The sequence below is a fragment of the Pedobacter sp. D749 genome (assembly GCF_019317285.1).
Classification (GTDB): domain Bacteria; phylum Bacteroidota; class Bacteroidia; order Sphingobacteriales; family Sphingobacteriaceae; genus Pedobacter.
Genome location: NZ_CP079218.1, coordinates 1,717,631 through 1,738,980, shown reverse-complemented (window position 1 = coordinate 1,738,980; position 21,350 = coordinate 1,717,631). Strand labels below are relative to the sequence as shown.

Here is a 21,350-nt window from a genome sequence, read left to right as displayed (position 1 = left end):
AAATTTTTGAGCAAAACAAACTTATTTTTCCACTATTATACCCGAGGAATCCAAATGTTTTCTTCAGCTTCAAAATAGACTGTCAGTTTTCGTGCCAAAACGAATAAATAATCACTTAAACGGTTCAGATAAACTGTTACCCGCTCATCCACAAAGCTATTTTCTGCAAGCGCGACTGTCAAACGTTCTGCCCTTCTGCAAACACAGCGTGCAATATGACAGTAAGAAACAACAGTATTTCCACCAGGTAACACAAAATGTTTTAAGGCAGGCAACTTTTCGTTCATCAGGTCCATCTCATTTTCCAACAGGGTAATATCAGTATCGTGCAGATCGGGGATCTTCATTTTAGATGTTTCCGGGTCTGCAGCCAGCGATGAACCAATGGTAAATAACCTATCCTGAATCTCTTTTAGCAGTTTCTGGTCGTACGCCTCAATATCCTGACACATAATTAAACCGATGTGCGAATTTAACTCGTCAACAGTACCATAGGTTTCGATACGTAAATGATATTTAGGTACACGCGTACCACCAATAAGTGATGTTTGGCCCTTATCGCCAGTTTTAGTGTAGATTTTCATTTAGAAAGGTTAAAGGCAAAAGGTTTAAGGTATAGGGTTTTAAAAGCCTTAAACCTTACGCCCTAAGCCTTACACCTTAATGCTAGTTTATTTTCTCCCAATCGCTGCCGTTATCTTTCAATGCCTGCAAGCGTGGAGATACATTTTTTATATCAGTGTTTAAATAATCATTTTCAATCAAACCATCGCGCATACGTACAATGCGGTGGGCATGCTGCGCAATATCTTCCTCATGCGTAACCAAAATAATGGTATTTCCTTTACTGTGAATTTCTTCAAGCAGTCCCATAATTTCTATTGATGTTTTGGTATCTAAGTTACCGGTAGGCTCATCGGCCAGAATAATAGAAGGATTATTGATTAAAGCCCTGGCCACTGCCACACGCTGACGTTGACCACCTGAAAGTTCATTGGGTTTATGATCCATACGATTGCCTAAACCAACATTTTCCAATGCTTTAGCTGCCCTCGCATCCCGATCCTTTTTACTTGTTCCGGCATAAATTAAAGGTAAAGCAACATTATCAAGAGATGTTGATCGTGGCAATAAGTTAAAAGTTTGGAAAACGAAGCCAATTTCCTGGTTGCGTACTTCTGCCAAGGCATCATCACTCATTTGACTTACATTCGTTCCATTTAAAATATATGTTCCGCTTGACGGCGTATCCAAACAGCCTAAAATATTCATCAGGGTTGATTTACCAGAACCAGACGGGCCCATCAATGCTACGAATTCGCCTTTATTGATATCTAAAGAAACTGATTTTAAAGCGTGAATCACTTCAGATCCAATAACATATTTACGGCCAATTTCTTTTATAGTGATGAGTGGTTTCTCCATGTTTTTTCTTTTTTAGACAAGCGTAAAGGGTAAGATGTTACAAGAGGGATAAAAATTACCACACAAATGTTAAGCTTAAAAATGCTGAATTAAATTTACTGCGTAGCTTTCCGCTGCGCTACAGGTCAGCATGACGATTACACCATTACTTTTCAATAATTTTTGGTACCATAAAAAATTGGTCAGTATGCTTTGCTGCATTTTTCAGACCATCAGCTGTAGTTATTTCCTGCTTAACTACATCTTCCCTCCAAACATTTACCGATTCGTTCATATAAACCAAAGGTTTTACATTCGAAGTATCCAATTCATTTAACTTTTCCATGAATGATAAAATTTTATTCATTTCAGGAATCAGTGTATCCACCTGCTTTTCATCAATATGAATTCGGGCCAGATCGGCTATTTTATGGATGGTTTTTGCGTCTAAATTCATATTCTAAATTAACTTGCTCTCAATCAAACTGTGAACCCTTTCTTTCAATACATCAGAATCAACATCAGCCAAAGTTGAGGTGTTTATGGGTTTGTGAACGTAAATATCGCAAATTCCCGGCTTACTTCCATACTTTGCGCCATCATCCCAATTAATTTTCCAAATATTGGTAATACTCACAGGTACCAGAGGAATATTTTTATCAATGGCTAAACGAAACGGACCATTTTTAAATTCGCCTAACTTCGGTGGATAATGGTCATCAATTTTACCCTCTGGAAAAATGACCAGACTCATCCCCTTTTCAAGGTTTTCGCCAGCTTTTTTAAATGCTTTAAAAGCAGAAATCTTACTGTCGCGGTTTACAGAAATATCGATGGTTTTAAAAAAAATGCCTAATACAGGATTATTCAATAACTCATCTTTTCCCATAAAATGGAATTTACCATGCCCCATGATGCAAAAAATCATAATATCAAGATTAGAGGTATGGTTGGCACAATAAATATAAGTTTGTTTAGGATTAAGCTTTTCTTCATATTGATAACGAAAAAAAACACCTGAGAACAAACTGCATAAGAAACTATTGGCTTTACGGAAAAAGTTTAAAATACCGTAATATTTTTCATTACGTGAAGTAATGTAGTAAAAGGGATAAAAGAGTGCGAAAAAAAACAGTATCCAGAATAGAAACCATACCCGGTGTACTTGCCTTAGAAAGTTGGTCATAGCTATACCAAAAATATAAAATAGTTTGATATTTCAAACTAAAGATCAAGATTGCGGTGAGGAACAGCCAATTCACAGATCTCTCCACTACGCTGCACTGCGATCGAGAGGACGACCGCTTGATGAGGATTCTCGATTCCATGATGCTAGCAGGTTAAAACGGCTCATGCTTGCAGAAACCTCTGTTTATAAACCTTATTGAAGTGTAAAGCCCACAGCGATGGACTGCCCCCAAAAAGTTGGACACTTTAAGAGGAGCATTTTATGAGCAGAAAAATTAAATATAGCCTTGAATTTAAACTGGCTATCATCGGCCAGGTCTTAAGTAGAGAAAAACCTTTGGTTTCAATCTCAAGGGAAAATGGTATCGAACGGCGTATGGCCTATCAGTGGGTACAGTTCTATCAACGTTTTGGCGAGGCCGGACTAATCCCCCAGTCGACAGACTATTCACTGGAAAACAAACTTGAGGTTATCCGTTACTTTATTTCCAATAAGGTATCTTTGAGGGCGGCATGCCTTCATTTTAACATCAGATGTAACAGTGTCCTATCCAATTGGTTAAGGATATACGAATCTGCTGGAGCCGAGGGACTGTCTGAAACAACAAGAGGAAAACATCGACTCATGAAGCCAAAGATTCCGAAAAAAGCACCTTCCCTGTTGACAGATCATGAACAGGTCCTGGAAGAAAACAATCGTTTACGTGCGGAGGTCGCGTTTTTAAAAAAGTTACGGGCCTTAATCCAGAAAGAAGAATCAAAGAAAAACAAAAAGCGCTGATCATTCACGGATTAAGGAATATGTTTGACCTGCCAGTGCTTTTAGAGGTGGCCGGTATGGCACGGAGCTCATTTTATTACCATATGAAATGTAATGGTACGGCCGACAGGTACGGAGTGGTTAGGGGCCGCCTCAATGAACTCTACAAGCAGCATAAAGGTAGATATGGCTATAGGCGGATGCTGCTCCAGCTGAAAAAGGAAGGGCACATCATCAACCATAAGACGGTATTGAGGCTGACTGGAGAGATGGGCCTGAAAAGTGCCGTCAGACTTAAGAAATACAGATCATATAAAGAAGAAGAGAACAAAACAGTCCCAAATATACTCAACAGGGAGTTTAACGTTGACAGGCCGTTTGAAAAATGGGCGACCGATGTCACAGAATTCAATGTAACCGGTAAGAAACTGTATCTCTCTACCATAATTGATCTGTTCAATGGAGAGATTATAAGTTATTCGCAATCCCTAAGGCCGGACTTCGGGCAGGTTACTGATATGCTGGACCAGGCATTGAAAAAAAAGCCAGGTAATGCCAAACCCATGCTGCATTCCGACCAGGGATGGCAATATAAGATGAAGAGTTACCAGGGAATCCTGCTCAAGAATGGAATTATACAGAGTATGTCGAGAAAGGGCAACTGCCTGGATAATGCTGTAATGGAAAACTTTTTTGGTACGCTAAAGTCTGAGATGTTCTACCGCAAAAAATACCTGTCGGTGGAGGAGCTGAAGGGTGATGTTGATGAGTATATTAGTTATTATAACAATAAAAGGATAAGATTGAACTTAAATGGAATGAGCCCGGTTGAATACCGGACACAAGTCTTAAATAATTAATAAGTTTGTCCAACTTTTTGGGGGCAGTCCACGCAGCGAGGACTTGCAACGGAAAGAAGGACTGAAACCCCCGATGAAATGCTGACTTTCATTTTCAAATCTATTAAATAAATTCTTGTGGTTGGTGAGACATCAACCATTAGAGGGAAACCTAATATGCAAATCTCTGCGCTGTGCTACGGTCGAGAGGACGACTACACTAAAAATCTTATCATTAAAATCGAGGCGATTTATGATTTGCTTGTATTTTATTTTTAATTTCGTGCCATTATGAAAGAAACAGTGGTGAGCGGCATTCGCTCAACAGGAAAATTACATTTGGGTAATTATTATGGTGCAGTTAAAAATTTTGTTCAAATGCAGAACGAATATAACTGCTACTTTTTTATCGCCGATTTACATTCTTTAACTACACATCCAACTCCAGCCGATTTACATGGAAATATTAAACATGTTTTGGTTGAGTACCTGGCAAGTGGAATCGATCCAGAAAATAGCACCATTTATATACAAAGTGATGTTCCCGAAATTGCGGAGCTATATTTATACCTAAATATGAACGCTTATATGGGTGAATTAGAGCGTAGTACTTCTTTTAAAGATAAAGTACGTGCCAACCCCGATAACGTAAATGCAGGTTTATTAACCTATCCGGTATTAATGGCAGCCGATATTTTAATCCATAAGGCGACCAAAGTACCTGTTGGAAAAGATCAGGAACAACATTTAGAGATGGCACGTACTTTCGGAAACCGTTTCAACAGATTGTATAATACAGAATATTTCCCTGAACCATACGCTTTTAGCTACTCTGATAAACTGGTTAAAGTACCAGGCTTAGATGGAAAAGGAAAAATGGGCAAATCAGAAGGCGAAGCCAATGCTGTATACCTGTCTGATGACCCTGAAACCATTCGTAAAAAAGTAATGAGAGCGGTTAGTGATGGTGGTCCGACGGAAGAAAACCAACCAAAACCTGAACCGATCCAGAACCTTTTCGATTTAATGAAAGTGGTATCGAGTGTAGATACTCATCAGCATTTTGACGACCTGTACAACAAAATGCAGATTCGTTATGGTGATTTCAAAAAACAACTGGCAGAAGACATGATTATTGCTACTGCGCCTATGCGTGAACGCATTCAGGACATTGCCAAAGATGATTCTTATTTAAGGCAAGTAGCTAAACATGGTGCATTAAAGGCTCGTGAAAGTGCTCAAAAAACCATCAGAGAGGTTCGCAGTTTAATCGGGTTTAAAAGTTTTTAATTAATATTACGGTAAGCGGCTGGCGGTTGGCGCTATAATCGCCTTACGCAAAACGCTCACCGCAAAACGAAAAAAAATATGCACATAGCAATTGTAGGAAATATAGGTGCCGGTAAAACTACCTTAACAGGCTTATTGGCTAAGAATTATGGATGGGAAGCTTTATACGAAGCTGTGGACAATAACCCTTACCTGGAAGATTTTTACAGCGACATGAAACGTTGGAGCTTTAATCTTCAGATTTATTTCCTGAACAGCCGCTTTCAGCAAATCACTGATATTGAGGTTAATAAACGTAATGTAATCCAGGACAGAACCATTTACGAGGATGCACATATTTTTGCAGAGAACCTCCACGATATGGCCTTAATGACCACCCGCGATCACGATAATTACAGGGCTATCTTTGACAATATTACCTCTTTTATTAAACCACCAGATTTATTGGTTTACCTGCGTGCATCGGTACCTACATTGGTTAACAATATCCAGCGCCGTGGCCGTGAATACGAAGCAGGTATCCGTATCGATTACCTTTCTAAACTAAACGAAAAATACGAAGCCTGGATTAAAGGGTATAAACTCGGAAAATTATTAATTTTAGATAAGGATAAATTAGATTTCACCAATAATCCGGAAGATTTAGGAACGGTAATCCAATCTATTGAGGCGGAGATTAATGGTTTATTTTAATCTAATCCTCTGAAGTGGAGTTAAATTGTGGTAAATGGTTGAATATTTATATTTACTTTTCATCAATTTTACCTGAATAACATATGATTGATAAAAATTCATCAGTAAATGCGAAGATCATAGGCATTATTCCGGCGCGATATGCCTCTACCCGCTTTCCGGGAAAACCTTTGGTAGATATTGCCGGAAAAACCATGATCCAAAGGGTTTATGAGCAAGCATCGAAAGCCGAAAGCTTATCAAAAGTAGTAATTGCCACCGATGATGTACGGATTGCGGATGAAGTGACCAGGTTTGGTGGAGAATTTATCTTTACCTCCTCTAATCACCAAAGCGGAACGGACAGGTGCGCAGAAGTGATTGAAACTTTAACGGGATACGATATCGTGATCAATATCCAGGGCGATGAACCTTTTATCGAACCTGCCCAGATCGATTTATTGGCAAGCTGTTTTATTGAAGAAAAAGTACAGCTAGCAACATTAATCAAATCTATTCAAAGTCAGGAAAGTGTATACAATCCCAATAGCCCTAAAGTAGTGATTGATGTGAATGGCAGGGCGATGTATTTTAGCCGCAGTCCAATCCCTTTTATCAGAAATGGTGAACCGGGTGTATGGGCAGAGAAACACCAGTTTTATAAACACATCGGGATTTACGGTTACCGCACGGAGTCGTTAAAAGTCATTACCAAACTTCCTCCATCCTCTTTAGAGATTGCCGAAAGTTTGGAACAGCTGCGCTGGATTGAAAATGGATTTTATATCCAAACCAAAGTTACCGACCTTGAAACTGTTGCTATTGATACCCCTGAAGACTTATTGAAATTAAATAATCTATTGGAGGCACTGAAGCACGACTAAGGTTATTGAAGTTCATTAGCCCTTCATTTATAGATTGATTTATAGTTAAATCATCGCTAGTAATTACTCCAAACGCTTAACGCCCTACTCCAAACTAAAGCACTAGTTCCATCTGAATATTACATCGTGCGTAAGGCGTAGGCTTGCCTGCCACTTTTTTAAAACCCAATTTGTGATAAAGATTTATGGCTGGTTTTAAAATGGTATTGCTTTCTAAATAAATTTTAGAGGCACCTAATGACCTGGCTTTTTCAACAATGGCACTCGCCAGTAAAAACCCAACATTTTTCCCCTGGGCTTTTGGCGATACGGCCATTTTGGCCAGTTCAAAATCATATTCGTCATCATCCATCTTAATTAATGCACAAACGCCTAAGGGTTCACCTTCGTAAAGCGCAACAAGAATAAAACCTCCCTTATCTAAAATATAGCCTTGAGGATCATCCAAAGCTTTATAATCAGATTCTTCCATAGTAAAATACGTTGAAATCCATTCTACATTCAGCGACCTGAATATTTCCTGGTATTTAGGCAGGTAATCTACAATTTCAACTTTTAAACTATCTCTTTCCTTTTTCTTTTCGATTACCCTTCTCAATAAGTTTTTTTGCTCCAATAAAAATTCCCATTCGCCTATTGCTTCCCAAAGTTTATGCTGTGCTTGTGCCGAGATCTCTTCAATAGCGGCATTTACATCAATGAGCTGATCTTTTATTTCTTTCGAGATCTCCACTCCTTTTTTAGAAAGGCTCACTACATTTCTACGTCCGTCAGCTTTGTCTTTACTTTCTTTAATATAACCTTTTTTCAGCATCTCACTGATAATTTTGCTGACAGATGGATGGGAATGGCCAATATCTCTAGCCAGTTCGGTAATAGTTTTTTCTTTTTCCCGGACTAAAGCATAAAATACAGGAAACCACTTGGGCTGCATGTCAATATGATACAACTTATAAATTTTTGCGGCATCTTCAGTCACCTTATCGGTCAACATCCTTAACCTGCTACCAATAGCTACTTTACCTACTTCTTCAAAAAAGTCCATAATAATATTAATTACGTAATCAGTTACGCAAATATAATAACAAAATGATCTAATGCAATACATTTAATGGCATCGCTAATATTTTTGTATTTTAGTTTATCTATGACAAAGCAAACACGCTTCATTACCTTTAGGCTATTGAAACTATTTTATTGTTCAGAATAATTTAAAAAGCAAATTGCACAATCGATATTTCGATTTTCAATTGTGGTTGTCAGGTGGCCACTCCTTTTAATTTTAAACCACATGATAAAATTTGTAGTTTTGAAATATGAGAAATACGTCGCTCCTCCTTGCTATCTGTCTTTTAGCACTTGTTGCCTGTAATTCGAATGGCAAAAAAGAGACCAATGCCATTGAGTTTAAAAATGTGAACCAAAGTCTGGCTAAATCTTTTTCCGATTTAAAACGTTTGGACACTTTTAGGATAGAACTTACCGGCAGAAAACCAGAGGAAATGATATTGAATTTCACAATCAAAAATGCCGATGGAAAAGAGATTTACAATGCTAAAATCAAGGGAACAGAACTGGTTAACAATACCGATCCCAATGTTGACCTTTCGAAAGAAAAAGACCAGGTTATTTTCTTAAAAACCATTGCAGACGACTTTTTCAGTGATGATAATTTTCTGGAGCCAGCAGTAATGCCTGAAGATAAAGCTGATAAATATACTCCCGATAAAGCCCTTTATGAGGAACTAAAAAAATCAGGTTTAAATGGCTTTAAATACCGTCTAGGTAAAGAAAACAACATTTACATTGCCTGGAGCGAAAAAGAGCAGAAGGTAAAAATTTATTATAATTGTTGTTAAGCTACTTTCTTAATCATAAAATTAATTACTATATTTATTGAAGGCGTAACAAATATATAGTTGCGCTAAAATCTATTCTTATTTTCTGCTTAGCTCGATAATGTTTTATCCATAAACCAGACATCATATTTTGATGCTAGTTAAGCACTAAAAACATCCCATTAAAATTTTAAAAAGAATAATATGGGGGATATCAATAGCGAAATTATTTCTAAAAATTTAAAGTCAAAAAGGATTGACTTACTTTCAACGCATACCAAACTTTCGATACCGGTAATTAACCGGATGTATAAAAAGATGATTAACGGAATTAAATTTGATGACATTAAGGTAAGTGATAACTTTATAATAGATGGTCATCACCGTTATATTAGTTCGATATTGGCAGATATTGACATGGGCAGGGTACCATCATGTAAAACCAGCGCAACAAATGTATGTGAATGGCACCAAGTAGAATTCGTTGATGAAGAATGGGATACTGAGTTAAAGATCAAGATAATGAATGAGTTAGACGCAAAGTTTAATAATATATCGTTAGAAAAAATATTCAAATTGACAAAATAAAACGTAAATTTGTATTATGTTTTTATTATTAGACATAGACGGAGTAATGGTACCTGCTAACTCATGGAGAAGACCAGAGATTTTAGCAGATGGCTTTGTTGAGTTTAATCCAAAAGCAGTTAAAGCACTAAATAAAATCCTCTATAATCATGATTTTGAAATTGTTCTTACCACTTCGCACAAGTTTAAGTACAGCTTGAATCAATGGCTCGATATTTTTAAAACAAGAAATATCAGCTTAAACAAAATTGGCCGCCTTCCAGATAACATCGATTTAGTGAACAGAAAGAGTGAGATTCTAAACTGGTTTAAATCACAAGGCAACAATGATGATTTCATTATCCTTGACGACGATAAATCGCTTAATGATTTGCCTCAATCTTTAAAACAGCGATTGATCCAAACCAGCGCATCGGTTGGTTTAACTGATTATTTAGCAGATGAGGTAATCGAACTTGCTGAAAAAAGTCATAACGAATTTGCTTAAGGAATCTTTCTTATGAAAAAATCTGATTTTCTAGCAAATCGATTAAAAGAGATTTTTTTAAATGGCTATTGGATAGCGAATACCAATTATAGAGATCAGTTAGAAAAAATTACCTGGCAACAGGCCATTCATCAGGTAGAAAATTTAAATACCATTGCTGCCCTAACCTATCATATCAATTATTATTTAGCCGGAATTTTAACTGTATTTAATTGTGGTCTGCTAGAAATAAAAGACCAATATAGTTTCGATCTTCCACCTATACATTCGGAAGCTGATTGGAATAAATTAGCTTCTGAATTATTTGACAATGCTTCAGTTTTTGCTATCGCAGTGGAAAAAATGCCAGATGAAAAGTTAGACGAGATATTTGTAAACGAAAAGTATGGCACTTACCTAAGGAATTTAGAAGCTGTAATTGAACACAGTTATTACCACTTAGGGCAGATTGTGCTCATCAAAAAATTGATTTTGGCAGCAGGGAAATAAAATCCCATCATTCTGTATATTAAACCTTCCCTCCTTTTTCACTATAAAAAAATATTTTAACTTCCACAAACAAACTAAATAAATAGTTGTACTTTAGAGCACATAACCAGACACAGATTATTTAACGTTTCTCTAAAACATACATGCTCAAGCAACTTTTCCCGGTTTTTATTTTTTCATTACTATTTTTCCCGGCACTGGCACAAAAAGCAAGCATAAAAGGCGTTGTGGTTGATACCGTCGAGAAAAAAAAATTACAAAACAGTTCTATACTACTGATATCAGGCAAAGATTCTGTCCTAGTTACGGATACCCGGACCAAAGCCAACGGTGAATTCGAATTATTGAACCTAAAAAAAGGCAATTACACTTTAGTCATCACCTTTCCTAAAATGGCCGATTATATAAGAGACATCCAGTTGTCAGATTCATCGAAATTTAATCTGGGTAATATCGCGATGGATAGCAAAGCTACACTTTTGAATGAGGTGACAATCAAGGCACAAAAACAGGCCATTAGCATGAAAGGTGATACGATAACCTACCAGGCAGATAGCTTTGCGGTGAAGCCACATGCCAACTTGCAGGATCTGTTAAGGCGATTACCAGGAATTGAGGTGGATAAAAATGGTGCAATAAAAGCAGGTGGAAAAGATGTAAATACGCTTTTGGTTGATGGAGAAGAATTTTTTGGTGATGATCCGCTTCTTGCTCAAAAATACCTGAAAGCTAATGCAGTTAGTGAAGTTCAGGTTTACGACAAAAAAACCAAAGAGGAAGAATTATCCGGAATAAAAGAGGGTGATGCCAAGGAGAAGGTGATGAATATAAAACTCAAGGAGAATGCTAAAAATGGCTATCTCAGCACTCTTGATGCCAATAGTGATTTAAATCATTTTAAAAATATTGGGGGCATGGCTGGTATCTACAAAAGCAAATTAAAAGCGGCAGTGTTTGGATTTAACTCCAATACCAACCAGGATTCGAAAGCAAGTGAAGCCATGAGCAGATTAAAAGGAAATGATTATGATGTAATTGAAGTTGGTGATGATGGCAGTACCGTTATGATTATGTACGGCGGTAGAGATGATGATGGTTTCTCGCCAACAAACGGCTTGCCTGATATCACCAGTTATGGTGCACATTTCTCCGATAAATGGAATGAAAATAAAGTAGGTCTGAAACTCAATTATAAAGGCAACAATCGGGATGTTATAGATAGAACAACCTCTAAAAACCAGTCACTATTGCCAAATGGAACAAATTTCTTTAGTTCCGGCAGCGCAAACAGCGAAACTAAGAGTACGGACCAGAGTTTAAAAGGGAGCGTTGATGTTAAGATAGACTCGCTGTCTACATTAAAAATATCATTTGCTGCGAGCAAAAACAAAAACAGTAATGAATACAAAAGCACTAACGAAACCAAGAACGGTTCAGGATTTTTTGTAAACAACAGTGATCAAACAAACAACAGCAACGGAGTTGACAATCTGTTTAACGGCAATATCAATTATTCGAAAAAGTTTGCCAAAAAAGGAAGAACGCTGTCTATCGATTTACAACCAGAAACCAAAAACGGCAACAGTCTCGGCAACAGTAAAAGTGTCACCAATTATTATGATGACAATGGCGTATCAAAAGGGCCGCCGATCACCCAGGATTTCCTCAATGATAACTCGGGCAGGGAAACCTCACTTGGCGCAAGAATATCGTATACTGAACCTCTGAACAAACAATTCTCATTGCAAACCGCCTATAGCTTTAAAACGGTAAACTCCAATAGCCATAAACTGGTTTTCGATAAGTCATTAAATAATAAACGGATCGATTCGCTAAGTAATAATTTCGATTTTAATAATTTTTCGAATATAGGCAAGGTGGTATTACAATATCGGGCAAAGAAATTTACTTTATCTGGCGGTGCAGAGGCTACACAAACAACATTCGAGCTGAATGATTTAGACCGCAGCAACAAATTTAACCGAAATTACTTAAACTGGGCACCACAGAGTAACTTCAACTATAAACTTGGTAAAAACACAAGTGTATCCTTAAACTATAATGGAAATACACGACAGCCAAGCTTAGATCAGCTACAGCCCATCAGGCAAATAAACAATCCACTTTACGAAATAAAAGGTAATCCAAATTTAAAACCATCGTTCAACAACAATTTTGGCTTTAATTTAAACACCTACCAGCAAAAATCGCAAATGTACGCATATGTGTATGGGGGCTACAGTTTTACCAAAAATGCAGTAGCGAGTACGAGTACAGTAGATGAGGTAAACAAAACGACAAGTAGTTACATCAATCTGAATGGCAATAACAATTTTTACGCCGGTGCAAGTTTTAATAAAAGTTTCAGCAAAATTAATTTTAGTACGGGCTTAAATGCCAGTTATAACCATTCAAACTCGGTTTCTATTTTAAACAATAAACTGAATGAAAATGTAAACAACAGTATCAGTTTACGTCCTCGATTCAGTTATTACAGTGATAAATTTCAAGTTCAGTACGATCCATCCTTTACCTTTTCAAACAGTCGCTCATCCATCGGCTCCATAAACAATGGTAAAAACTTTTTCCATAACCATGAAATTTCCGGCACTATAGAACTGCCATACAATACCGAATTCAATACCTCAATATCATTATCGTACCAGCCTGCCAACACTTCGTTCAGCAAGCCGGTAAATATTGCCATCTGGAATGCCTATTTATCAAAGAAGATGCTTAAAGCCCAGGAACTGGAATTAAAAGTAGCGATTTCAGATATTTTAGCTGAAAGGATCGGTTACAATCGATACGTTGGCGGCAACAGTATTAGTGAGAACACCAACAGTTTTATTCCAAGGTATGTCCTGATCGGTGTAACCTATAATTTAACTGGAAACTTTGTTAAACAAGACAAAAAATAACATCAGATGAAACATTTAGGATTAAGCATAATTTTATTTTTTGCGGTTACCATAATCAGGGCACAAACTGTTTTCATCAGAAGTGCTAAAATAACATTTGAGAAAAAGATAAACCAAAAGCAGCAATTGGCAGAAAACGATTGGATGTCAGACGATGCTAAAGATAAAATGAGCAAATACAGGACTTCCAACTGGGATTATAGTTTTAATGATAGTAGCTCCGTTTATAGGGTTAAACCGAAGGAAACCTTAAACGACAATAATTTCTTCTTTATTGCTGGCGAGAATACAAATGAAATGTATACCGATTTTAGCAAAAAAGCAAGGGTAATCAGAAAACCAATAAATGGCGAAGATTTCATTTTAAAAGACACGATCCCTCATCTCCAATGGAAAATTATGCATGATGTGCGCCAGATTGCAGGTTATGAATGCCGTAAAGCGACAACTGTAATAAACGATTCTGTTACTGTAGTGGCTTTTTATACTGATGAGATTTTATTAAAAGGTGGTCCGGAGGGATTTACCGGTTTACCAGGAATGATATTGGGTTTGGCTATACCACGTTACAACACTACCTGGTTTGCGACTAAGGTGGAAGCGAAAAACGTTCCGATCTTAAACATCGTACCTCCGGCAAAGGGAAAGAGAACCGATACGGAAAAAGATTTCAAAAAAATGGTCGACCTCTATACCCGTTATGATGATAAAAAGAATCCCAGAAAGATAGAAGCTATTAAAAAAGAACTTTATACGCTGATACTTTAAGTGGCATATCCCCTAAAACAGTCAATATCAAGTATATAAAACCATTAAAAAATATTCATGCAAAACCTAATTGAGTGATATTTTTTTGTACCTTTGTATCCCGTACAAAAACAATTAAACAGGCTCAAAACCCCTGGTTAATTCCACAAATTATCAATCATGACAAAGTATATTTTTGTTACGGGCGGTGTAACTTCCTCTTTAGGTAAGGGCATCATTTCCGCATCTTTAGCTAAACTTTTACAGGCACGTGGCTACCGTGTAACCATCCAAAAATTCGATCCTTACATTAATATTGATCCAGGAACATTAAACCCATACGAACATGGCGAATGTTTTGTAACTGAAGATGGTGCTGAAACCGATTTGGATCTTGGTCATTATGAGCGTTTCCTTAACGTTCCAACTTCGCAGGCAAATAACATTACTACTGGCCGCATTTATCAAAACGTAATTAGCAAAGAGCGCAAAGGTGAATATTTAGGTAAAACGGTACAGGTTGTTCCACATATTACCGACGAGATTAAACGCAACATGCGCATTTTGGGCGATAGCGGTGAATACGACATTGTAATTACCGAACTTGGTGGTACCGTTGGAGATATTGAGTCTTTACCATTTATCGAAGCTGTTCGTCAGTTTAAGTGGGAAGAAGGCAGTTCCAATGCCATTGTTATTCACTTAACCCTCGTTCCTTATTTAGCTGCTGCAGGTGAATTAAAAACCAAACCAACACAACACTCTGTTAAAGCCTTATTGGAATACGGAATACAGCCAGATATATTGGTTTGCAGAACAGAACACCACATCAGCGCCGATATCAGAAAAAAAATTGCATTATTTTGTAACGTTAACATCAATGCCGTAGTCGAATCGATGGATGCATCTACTATTTATGATGTGCCATTGTTGATGTTAAAAGAACAATTGGATAAAACTGTTTTATCGAAATTAAAACTGCCTACCAAGAACGATCCGGATATGGAAAGCTGGAAAGATTTCCTGGGTCGTTTAAAAAACCCAACTGCTGAAGTAAAAATTGGCCTGATTGGTAAATATGTAGAATTACCTGATGCCTATAAATCAATTATCGAATCTTTTGTACACGCAGGTTCGAAAAACGAATGTAAAGTCAGGGTAGAATATATCCACTCTGAAGGTATTTTCCCAGATAACGTAAAAGAGAAATTGAGTCATTTACAAGGTGTTTTAGTGGCGCCAGGTTTTGGCAGCCGGGGTATTGAGGGTAAAATTGATGCCATCAAATATGTTCGCGAGAACAATGTTCCTTTCTTCGGGATCTGTTTGGGTATGCAATGTGCAGTTATCGAATTTGGACGTAATGTTTTAGGTTTGAAAGATGCACACACAACAGAAATTGAAGAAAATTCGCCAAATCCGGTCATTAACATGATGGAAGAGCAGAAAAAAATAACCAATAAAGGCGGAACAATGCGTTTAGGCTCTTATCCTTGCGATATTAAAAAAGGAACAAAAGCTTTTTCTATTTATGGTAAATCGCATATCAACGAGCGTCATCGTCACCGTTACGAATTTAATAATGCTTATTTAAAGCAATATGAAGATGCAGGAATGATTGCGTCAGGTATGAATCCGCAAACCAATTTGGTTGAAATTGTGGAACTAAAAAATCATCCATTTTTCGTTGGCGGACAGTTTCACCCAGAATTAAAATCAACAGTTGCTAATCCTCACCCACTTTTTGTTAAATTTGTCGCCGCTGCGATGGAGTTTGCGAAAAAGAAAACGAATTAAAAGCAGTACATACATAAATAATGGATAGAAATACCTTTACAGGACTGTTCCTGATTATGATCATTTTGGCAGGATCATTCTACTTTTTGAGGCCGAACGAGGCTGAAATGAAAAAAGCCAAAGAAACAGAGCGTTTAGATTCTTTGAAAAAAGCTGGAGTTACACCAGTAAAAAAAGATAGCACCAAAACTGCAGCGATTGCTAATCCGGCTGTAGACTCTTTAGCCTTAAAAGGCCCTTTTGGCACTGCTTTAACGGGTACTGAAGCCAATACGGTTCTGGAAAACGAAAATTTATTGATCACTTTAAGCAATAAAGGTGGTAAAATTACATCTGTTGAAGTTAAAGGACAGAAAACCTTTACCGGTAAACCACTTATTTTATTTGCTGGTAGCGAAAACAAGTTTGGTTTAAATTTAAATGCAGCTGGTAAAGTAATTAATACCAACGATTTATATTTTACTTCAACAAAAACAGGTAATACAGTTACCATGCGTGCCAACTACGGTGCCAATGCTTACGTAGAATATGTTTACGATTTAAAAGCCTCGAGCAACAAAGTAGCTTTCAATGTTAATTTAGTTGGCTTACAACAGGTAATTGCAGGTAATACGATTGGTTTAAATTGGTCGACTATCTTATTACAACAAGAAAAATCGATCGAAAGTGAACACCGTTATTCTGCACCATATTACAAATATTTAGATGGTGATGTAAACCACCTTAGTGTTTCGAAAGATGAGAAAGAAGAATTATCGAAAGGTAAAATCCAATGGTTCTCTTTCAAGCAACACTTTTTCTCAGCTTCTTTAATCTCGAAACAAGCTTTCGAAAAAGGAAGTTTAGAAGTTAAAATCCCAACAGCTCCTGGACAGGTAAAGTTTTATGATGCCAATATGCAATTGCCATATGCGCATATTGCAAACCAGGCTTATGAAATGGAATTCTATTTCGGAACCAACAAATTTTCTGCCCTAAAAGCACAAGGTTATGATTTAGAGCAGCAGGTTGATATGGGCTACTGGCCATTGAAATACATTAACCGCTTTATTGTATTACCGGTATTTAACTTCTTAAACAGCTTTGGCTGGAACTACGGTTTAATCATTCTGGTATTAACCATCTTGTTAAAACTTGCTTTATCACCACTTACTTACAAGTCATACCTATCAATGGCTAAAATGCGTGTATTGAAACCAGAAATGGATGAAATTAAAGCTAAAGTAGGTGAAGATAACCCAACATTGGTTCAACAGGAATATTTAAAACTATATAAGAAAGCGGGGGTAAATCCTCTGGGTGGATGTTTGCCAATGGTATTACAGCTGCCTTTGGTAATGGCCTTCTTTTTCTTTTTCCCGAACTTGTTTGAGTTACGCGGCGAGAGTTTCTTATGGATGAAAGATTTATCAACCTATGATGAGTTTATCAAATTTGGCGTAAAAATTCCTTTCATTGGCGATCACTTAAGTTTAATGTGTGTATTGATGACCATCTCTACATTAATTATGACTTATTTCAATAACCAGGTTTCCGGAGCAACAGGCCAAATGAAATACATCGGTTATATTATGCCGGTTATTTTCTTAGGGGTATTGAACAGCTACCCTGCCGGATTAAACTATTATTATTTCTTAGCCAACTTAATGACTTTCGGACAGCAGTTCTTAATTCGTAAAATGGTTGATGATGATAAAATTCATGCTTTAATTCAGCAAAACAAAGCGAGACCAGCTGACGAGAAAAAGAAAAAATCTAAATTCCAACAGCGTTTAGATGACTATATGCGTCAGCAACAACAAGCTAAAAAGTAATTTAGCCTTTAATGATATGAAAACCCTCGAATGCTTAAGTAATCGGGGGTTTTTAGTTTTGAGCAGAGGGCGTGAAGCTAAGAGCGCTAAGCGTGAGGCATTTGGCCAATACCATTAAGTTAAGGTTTTTAACCACAGATGCACACAGATACACACGGATTTTTATATCTGTGTGTATCCTTTTTATCTGTGGTTAAATTATTTTCACAAGTGCCAATGGCTTAACTTAATGACTTGGGCGTTTGGCCCACACAGCTTAAACTTCGGTCATCCGACCTCGGACTCTCCAGACTAATTCCATTTAACCTCGCCAAAAACACCTTTTAATTGTAATATTTGGTATACAAGTTTCCTAATAAGCTAAAAAATTCCAATTTTAGAAGATTAAATCTCAACCAACAAATTAATAAATTTAAAAATGCAAAAGAGACTAACTATTATTCTGTTTTTCGTTGTCAGCTTTGCCTACGCACAAAAGAAACCTTTGGATCATTCGGTATATGATACCTGGGAATCTGTAGGTACAAAGCAATTATCAAATAATGGTCAATGGGCTATGTATAGCATCTTACAACAAGAAGGAGATGCACAATTATACCTTACTAATATTAAAACGAATGCAAAGATAAATATCCCAAGAGGGATGAACTCGCAATTTAGCAACGATTCTAAGTTCGCAGCATTTAACATCCGTCCACTAAATAAAGATTTGCGTCAGGCTAAAATTAAAAAGAAAAAGTCAGACGAATTGCCAAAAGATTCGTTGGGCATTGCCAACCTCACTACCAGTGCCGTTACAAAAGTAGCAAGGGTAAAATCTTTCAAATTCCCGGAAGAAGGTGCTGGTGTAATGGCCTATTTAACTGAAAAACCAGATACGGCAAAGAGAATGGTAAAACCTGCTGAGAAAAAGGATGACGAAACTGATTTTGCCGATGATGAACCTGCAGGAAAAAGCAAAACCGAAGAAGGAACCGATCTGGTAGTGAAAAACCTTTTAACAGGCACAGATAAAACCTATAAATTCGTTACCGATTATTATTTCAGTAAAGACGGCAAACAATTGGTTTTTGCCTGCAGTGGATCTAAAAAGGACAAAACGGCTCCTCAGGGCGTGTTCTTGCTGAATACAGAAAAAGGCACATTAAAAACCCTGATTAAAGGAAAAGGAAGTTTCAAAAACTTCACATTTGATGAGGAAAGCGAACATGTTGCTTTCGTGGGTGAGCAAAGTCCGGAGAAACAAGAAATAAAAGATTACAATATTTATTACAACTCTTTAACGCTTGATACGGCGCAGATACTGGTAGATTTTGATATGCCAGGGTTACCTGCAAAATGGTCGGTTAATGGCGATGGTAAGATAACTTTTAGTAAAGACGGCAAGAAATTGTTTTTCGGCATCTCACCTATTAAAAAGCCAAAAGATACTACAATCGTAGATTTCGAAGTGGCCAAAGTTGATGTTTGGAACTACAAAGACGATTATCTACAGCCGATGCAGCTTAAAAATGCGGACAGGGACAGCAAAAAAAGCTATTTATCCGTTATTGATGTTTACAGCAGCGATCCTAAAGTAATTCCATTAACAGATCTAAAACTACCGGATGCCAATATCATTGCGGAAGGCGATGCCAATGTGGTTTTAGCGTCTACAGACTATGGACGTAGGATCGAATCGCAATGGAGCGGTTCTACCACAAAAGATTACTATTTAGTTGACACTAAAAACGGTCAGAAAAAGAAAATTATTGATAATTTAAGCGGATATGTCATGGCTTCTCCTGGCGGAAACTACGTTTTATATTTTGATAGAAAAGCAGGTAGCTGGAATACTTATAACATAACGACAGGCAAATTAACTGTACTAACAACCGGATTAACAGAAAAATTTGTCAATGAAGAAAATGATGTACCCGATTTACCATCTGCTTATGGCTTAGCCACCTGGACTGAAGGCGATAAGGCCGTATTAATTTACGATAAATACGATATCTGGTCGTTCTCTCCAGATGGAAAAACGGCGCCAAAAAACATTACTACCGGTTTTGGAAGAGCAAACAACATTACCTTCCGTTACGAAAGAGTACAACAGGACAACAGGTTAGAACGCAATGCAGACAGCAAATTTGTAAAAGCGAATGAAATAGTCTGGTTAGATGGCTTTAACAATTTGACAAAAGAAAATGGTTTTTACCGCACCAGTGTCGGTTCGGCTAAAGCACCAGAATTGGTTGTAATGGCTAAATTTAAATACTCCAACCTGGTAAAAGCAAAAGATGCTGATATCTACATTTACGATAAAACCAGTTATGTAGAATCGCCAAATGTTTACATCACCACCGATTTCAAAACGGAAACCAAATTAAGTAATACCAACCCTCAACAAAAAGACTACAATTGGGGAACGGCTGAACTGGTTAAGTGGACTACATCAAAGGGCTATAAAGCCGAAGGTATTTTGTACAAACCGGAAAATTTCGATCCAAATAAGAAGTATCCAATGATCGCTTATTTCTACGAAAAACTAACGGATGGTTTGTATACTTATCAAGCGCCGGCTCCAACTCCTTCGCGCCTAAACATTTCTTATTTCGTGAGTAACGGATATTTAGTTTTCGCACCCGATATTAGTTATGAAACTGGTCATCCAGGTAAATCAGCAGTTGAATTCATCAATTCAGGTGTAGAAAGTTTGAAGAAAAATAGCTGGGTTGATGGCAGTAAAATCGGCATCCAGGGTCAAAGCTGGGGTGGTTATCAGGTAGCCTATCTCATTACGCAAAATAACATGTATGCAGCAGCCTGGGCTGGCGCGCCTGTGGTGAATATGACTTCGGCTTATGGTGGTATCCGTTGGGAAACCGGTATGAACCGTCAGTTCCAGTACGAGAAAACACAAAGCCGTATCGGTGCGACACTTTGGGAAAAACCTGAATTATATATCGAGAACTCTCCACTATTTATGCTTCCGAAAGTTAATACACCTGTGGTGATCATGGCTAATGATGCAGATGGTGCTGTGCCTTGGTATCAAGGGATCGAAATGTTTACAGGTCTGCGCCGTTTAGGCAAACCCGTTTGGATGTTAAATTACAATGGTGAAGCGCACAACCTGGTTCAACGCCAGAACCGTAAGGATATTCAAATCCGCGAGCAACAATTTTTCGACTATTATTTAAAAGGTGCGAAAGCTCCGGCCTGGATGACAAGTGGAATTCCTGCTACCGAAAAAGGAAAAACCTGGGGTTTTGAATTAACAGATGATAAACCTTAGTTAGTCCTGAGTCGGGAGTCTGAAGTCTTTAGTCCATAGTTTGATAGTTAGTACTATTGGCTATGGACTTTTTTGGTTAATGGTTTGATAGTTCATGGTTGATAGTCTTATAACCTCACTTCGGTTATTAATATTCCTTTAAAGGTCTACTACAGACATTTTTCGTTCATGCCTTCTTACTGAATTTATTTCAGGTCTATTTAGCTGGAGAGGTGCTGAAATAAATTCAGCATGACGATCGCCTTAGTTTCATGAGCTTAAAATTAGTCAGTATGAATAAATATTAATCGAACTGAAGTTTATAGTTTATAGGCACATTGTCTAAAAATACTTGCTATCAACCAACTAACCATTG

17 protein-coding genes and 1 pseudogene are annotated in these 21,350 nt (G+C 37.3%); 13 read left to right on the top strand and 5 right to left on the bottom strand.

Going from position 1 to position 21,350, the window contains the following annotated elements; genetic code table 11:
- Positions 1-35: 35 nt before the first annotated feature.
- From KYH19_RS06905 to KYH19_RS06890, 4 genes are all read right to left on the bottom strand, one after another.
- Positions 36-584: a cob(I)yrinic acid a,c-diamide adenosyltransferase gene (locus tag KYH19_RS06905; RefSeq protein WP_219078101.1), complete on the bottom strand. Its 549-nt coding sequence runs from the start codon at positions 582-584 to the stop codon at positions 36-38.
- A gap of 82 nt (positions 585-666) precedes the next feature.
- On the bottom strand, positions 667-1,425 hold the full coding sequence (locus KYH19_RS06900; protein ID WP_121283302.1) for an ABC transporter ATP-binding protein: 759 nt from the start codon (positions 1,423-1,425) through the stop codon (positions 667-669).
- 145 nt (positions 1,426-1,570) lie between these two features.
- On the bottom strand, positions 1,571-1,861 hold the full coding sequence (gene gatC, locus KYH19_RS06895; RefSeq protein ID WP_116250954.1) for an Asp-tRNA(Asn)/Glu-tRNA(Gln) amidotransferase subunit GatC: 291 nt from the start codon (positions 1,859-1,861) through the stop codon (positions 1,571-1,573).
- Positions 1,862-1,864: 3 nt separating this feature from the next.
- Positions 1,865-2,590: a 1-acyl-sn-glycerol-3-phosphate acyltransferase gene (locus KYH19_RS06890; protein WP_219078100.1), complete on the bottom strand. Its 726-nt coding sequence runs from the start codon at positions 2,588-2,590 to the stop codon at positions 1,865-1,867.
- Between the two features lie 264 nt (positions 2,591-2,854).
- Between KYH19_RS06890 and KYH19_RS06885 the strand changes: the two are divergent.
- The 4 genes and pseudogenes from KYH19_RS06885 (at position 2,855) to kdsB (ending at position 7,037) form a co-directional block, all read left to right on the top strand.
- A pseudogene (locus KYH19_RS06885) lies at positions 2,855-4,212 on the top strand (IS3 family transposase).
- Between the two features lie 270 nt (positions 4,213-4,482).
- Positions 4,483-5,481, top strand: a complete 999-nt coding sequence (gene trpS / locus KYH19_RS06880) for a tryptophan--tRNA ligase (RefSeq protein ID WP_132397380.1) — start codon at positions 4,483-4,485, stop codon at positions 5,479-5,481.
- Between the two features lie 78 nt (positions 5,482-5,559).
- Positions 5,560-6,174 (top strand): deoxynucleoside kinase, encoded by a 615-nt coding sequence (locus tag KYH19_RS06875; RefSeq protein ID WP_090500686.1) that lies wholly within the window; start codon positions 5,560-5,562, stop codon positions 6,172-6,174.
- Positions 6,175-6,257: 83 nt separating this feature from the next.
- Entirely contained in the window at positions 6,258-7,037 is a 780-nt protein-coding gene (gene kdsB, locus KYH19_RS06870) for a 3-deoxy-manno-octulosonate cytidylyltransferase (protein ID WP_219078099.1), read from the top strand.
- A gap of 94 nt (positions 7,038-7,131) precedes the next feature.
- Here kdsB and KYH19_RS06865 read toward each other — a convergent pair whose 3' ends face one another.
- The gene (locus KYH19_RS06865) at positions 7,132-8,082 is read right to left on the bottom strand and encodes a GNAT family N-acetyltransferase (protein WP_219078098.1); all 951 of its coding nucleotides are present in this window, start codon (positions 8,080-8,082) and stop codon (positions 7,132-7,134) included.
- Positions 8,083-8,353: 271 nt separating this feature from the next.
- On the opposite strand from KYH19_RS06865, the gene KYH19_RS06860 reads away from it, so the two are divergent.
- The 9 genes from KYH19_RS06860 to KYH19_RS06820 all read left to right on the top strand — a co-directional run bounded on the left by KYH19_RS06860 (position 8,354) and on the right by KYH19_RS06820 (position 20,995).
- Positions 8,354-8,896: a hypothetical protein gene (locus tag KYH19_RS06860; RefSeq protein WP_219078097.1), complete on the top strand. Its 543-nt coding sequence runs from the start codon at positions 8,354-8,356 to the stop codon at positions 8,894-8,896.
- Between the two features lie 183 nt (positions 8,897-9,079).
- Positions 9,080-9,463 (top strand): hypothetical protein, encoded by a 384-nt coding sequence (locus KYH19_RS06855; protein ID WP_219078096.1) that lies wholly within the window; start codon positions 9,080-9,082, stop codon positions 9,461-9,463.
- Positions 9,464-9,479: 16 nt separating this feature from the next.
- Positions 9,480-9,950, top strand: coding sequence for an HAD domain-containing protein (locus KYH19_RS06850; RefSeq protein ID WP_219078095.1), 471 nt, complete (start codon positions 9,480-9,482; stop codon positions 9,948-9,950).
- A 12-nt stretch (positions 9,951-9,962) separates the two neighbouring features.
- The gene (locus KYH19_RS06845; protein WP_219078094.1) at positions 9,963-10,439 is read left to right on the top strand and encodes a DinB family protein; all 477 of its coding nucleotides are present in this window, start codon (positions 9,963-9,965) and stop codon (positions 10,437-10,439) included.
- 143 nt (positions 10,440-10,582) lie between these two features.
- Positions 10,583-13,360, top strand: coding sequence for an outer membrane beta-barrel protein (locus KYH19_RS06840; protein ID WP_219078093.1), 2,778 nt, complete (start codon positions 10,583-10,585; stop codon positions 13,358-13,360).
- A 6-nt stretch (positions 13,361-13,366) separates the two neighbouring features.
- Positions 13,367-14,128, top strand: a complete 762-nt coding sequence (locus KYH19_RS06835; protein ID WP_219078092.1) for a GLPGLI family protein — start codon at positions 13,367-13,369, stop codon at positions 14,126-14,128.
- A 159-nt stretch (positions 14,129-14,287) separates the two neighbouring features.
- The gene (locus tag KYH19_RS06830; protein ID WP_219078091.1) at positions 14,288-15,904 is read left to right on the top strand and encodes a CTP synthase; all 1,617 of its coding nucleotides are present in this window, start codon (positions 14,288-14,290) and stop codon (positions 15,902-15,904) included.
- Positions 15,905-15,924: 20 nt separating this feature from the next.
- Positions 15,925-17,718, top strand: a complete 1,794-nt coding sequence (gene yidC / locus KYH19_RS06825; protein ID WP_219078090.1) for a membrane protein insertase YidC — start codon at positions 15,925-15,927, stop codon at positions 17,716-17,718.
- A gap of 418 nt (positions 17,719-18,136) precedes the next feature.
- Positions 18,137-20,995: a S9 family peptidase gene (locus KYH19_RS06820; protein ID WP_219078089.1), complete on the top strand. Its 2,859-nt coding sequence runs from the start codon at positions 18,137-18,139 to the stop codon at positions 20,993-20,995.
- The last annotated feature ends 355 nt before the right edge of the window (positions 20,996-21,350 follow it).

Bases quoted from the DNA above. Each gene is read 5' to 3' on its own strand.
- KYH19_RS06905 (WP_219078101.1), bottom strand. From the start codon at position 584: ATGAAAATCTACACTAAAACTGGCGATAAGGGCCAAACATCACTTATT.
- KYH19_RS06900 (WP_121283302.1), bottom strand. From the start codon at position 1,425: ATGGAGAAACCACTCATCACTATAAAAGAAATTGGCCGTAAATATGTT.
- gatC (WP_116250954.1), bottom strand. From the start codon at position 1,861: ATGAATTTAGACGCAAAAACCATCCATAAAATAGCCGATCTGGCCCGA.
- KYH19_RS06890 (WP_219078100.1), bottom strand. From the start codon at position 2,590: ATGACCAACTTTCTAAGGCAAGTACACCGGGTATGGTTTCTATTCTGG.
- trpS (WP_132397380.1), top strand. From the start codon at position 4,483: ATGAAAGAAACAGTGGTGAGCGGCATTCGCTCAACAGGAAAATTACAT.
- KYH19_RS06875 (WP_090500686.1), top strand. From the start codon at position 5,560: ATGCACATAGCAATTGTAGGAAATATAGGTGCCGGTAAAACTACCTTA.
- kdsB (WP_219078099.1), top strand. From the start codon at position 6,258: ATGATTGATAAAAATTCATCAGTAAATGCGAAGATCATAGGCATTATT.
- KYH19_RS06865 (WP_219078098.1), bottom strand. From the start codon at position 8,082: ATGGACTTTTTTGAAGAAGTAGGTAAAGTAGCTATTGGTAGCAGGTTA.
- KYH19_RS06860 (WP_219078097.1), top strand. From the start codon at position 8,354: ATGAGAAATACGTCGCTCCTCCTTGCTATCTGTCTTTTAGCACTTGTT.
- KYH19_RS06855 (WP_219078096.1), top strand. From the start codon at position 9,080: ATGGGGGATATCAATAGCGAAATTATTTCTAAAAATTTAAAGTCAAAA.
- KYH19_RS06850 (WP_219078095.1), top strand. From the start codon at position 9,480: ATGTTTTTATTATTAGACATAGACGGAGTAATGGTACCTGCTAACTCA.
- KYH19_RS06845 (WP_219078094.1), top strand. From the start codon at position 9,963: ATGAAAAAATCTGATTTTCTAGCAAATCGATTAAAAGAGATTTTTTTA.
- KYH19_RS06840 (WP_219078093.1), top strand. From the start codon at position 10,583: ATGCTCAAGCAACTTTTCCCGGTTTTTATTTTTTCATTACTATTTTTC.
- KYH19_RS06835 (WP_219078092.1), top strand. From the start codon at position 13,367: ATGAAACATTTAGGATTAAGCATAATTTTATTTTTTGCGGTTACCATA.
- KYH19_RS06830 (WP_219078091.1), top strand. From the start codon at position 14,288: ATGACAAAGTATATTTTTGTTACGGGCGGTGTAACTTCCTCTTTAGGT.
- yidC (WP_219078090.1), top strand. From the start codon at position 15,925: ATGGATAGAAATACCTTTACAGGACTGTTCCTGATTATGATCATTTTG.
- KYH19_RS06820 (WP_219078089.1), top strand. From the start codon at position 18,137: ATGCAAAAGAGACTAACTATTATTCTGTTTTTCGTTGTCAGCTTTGCC.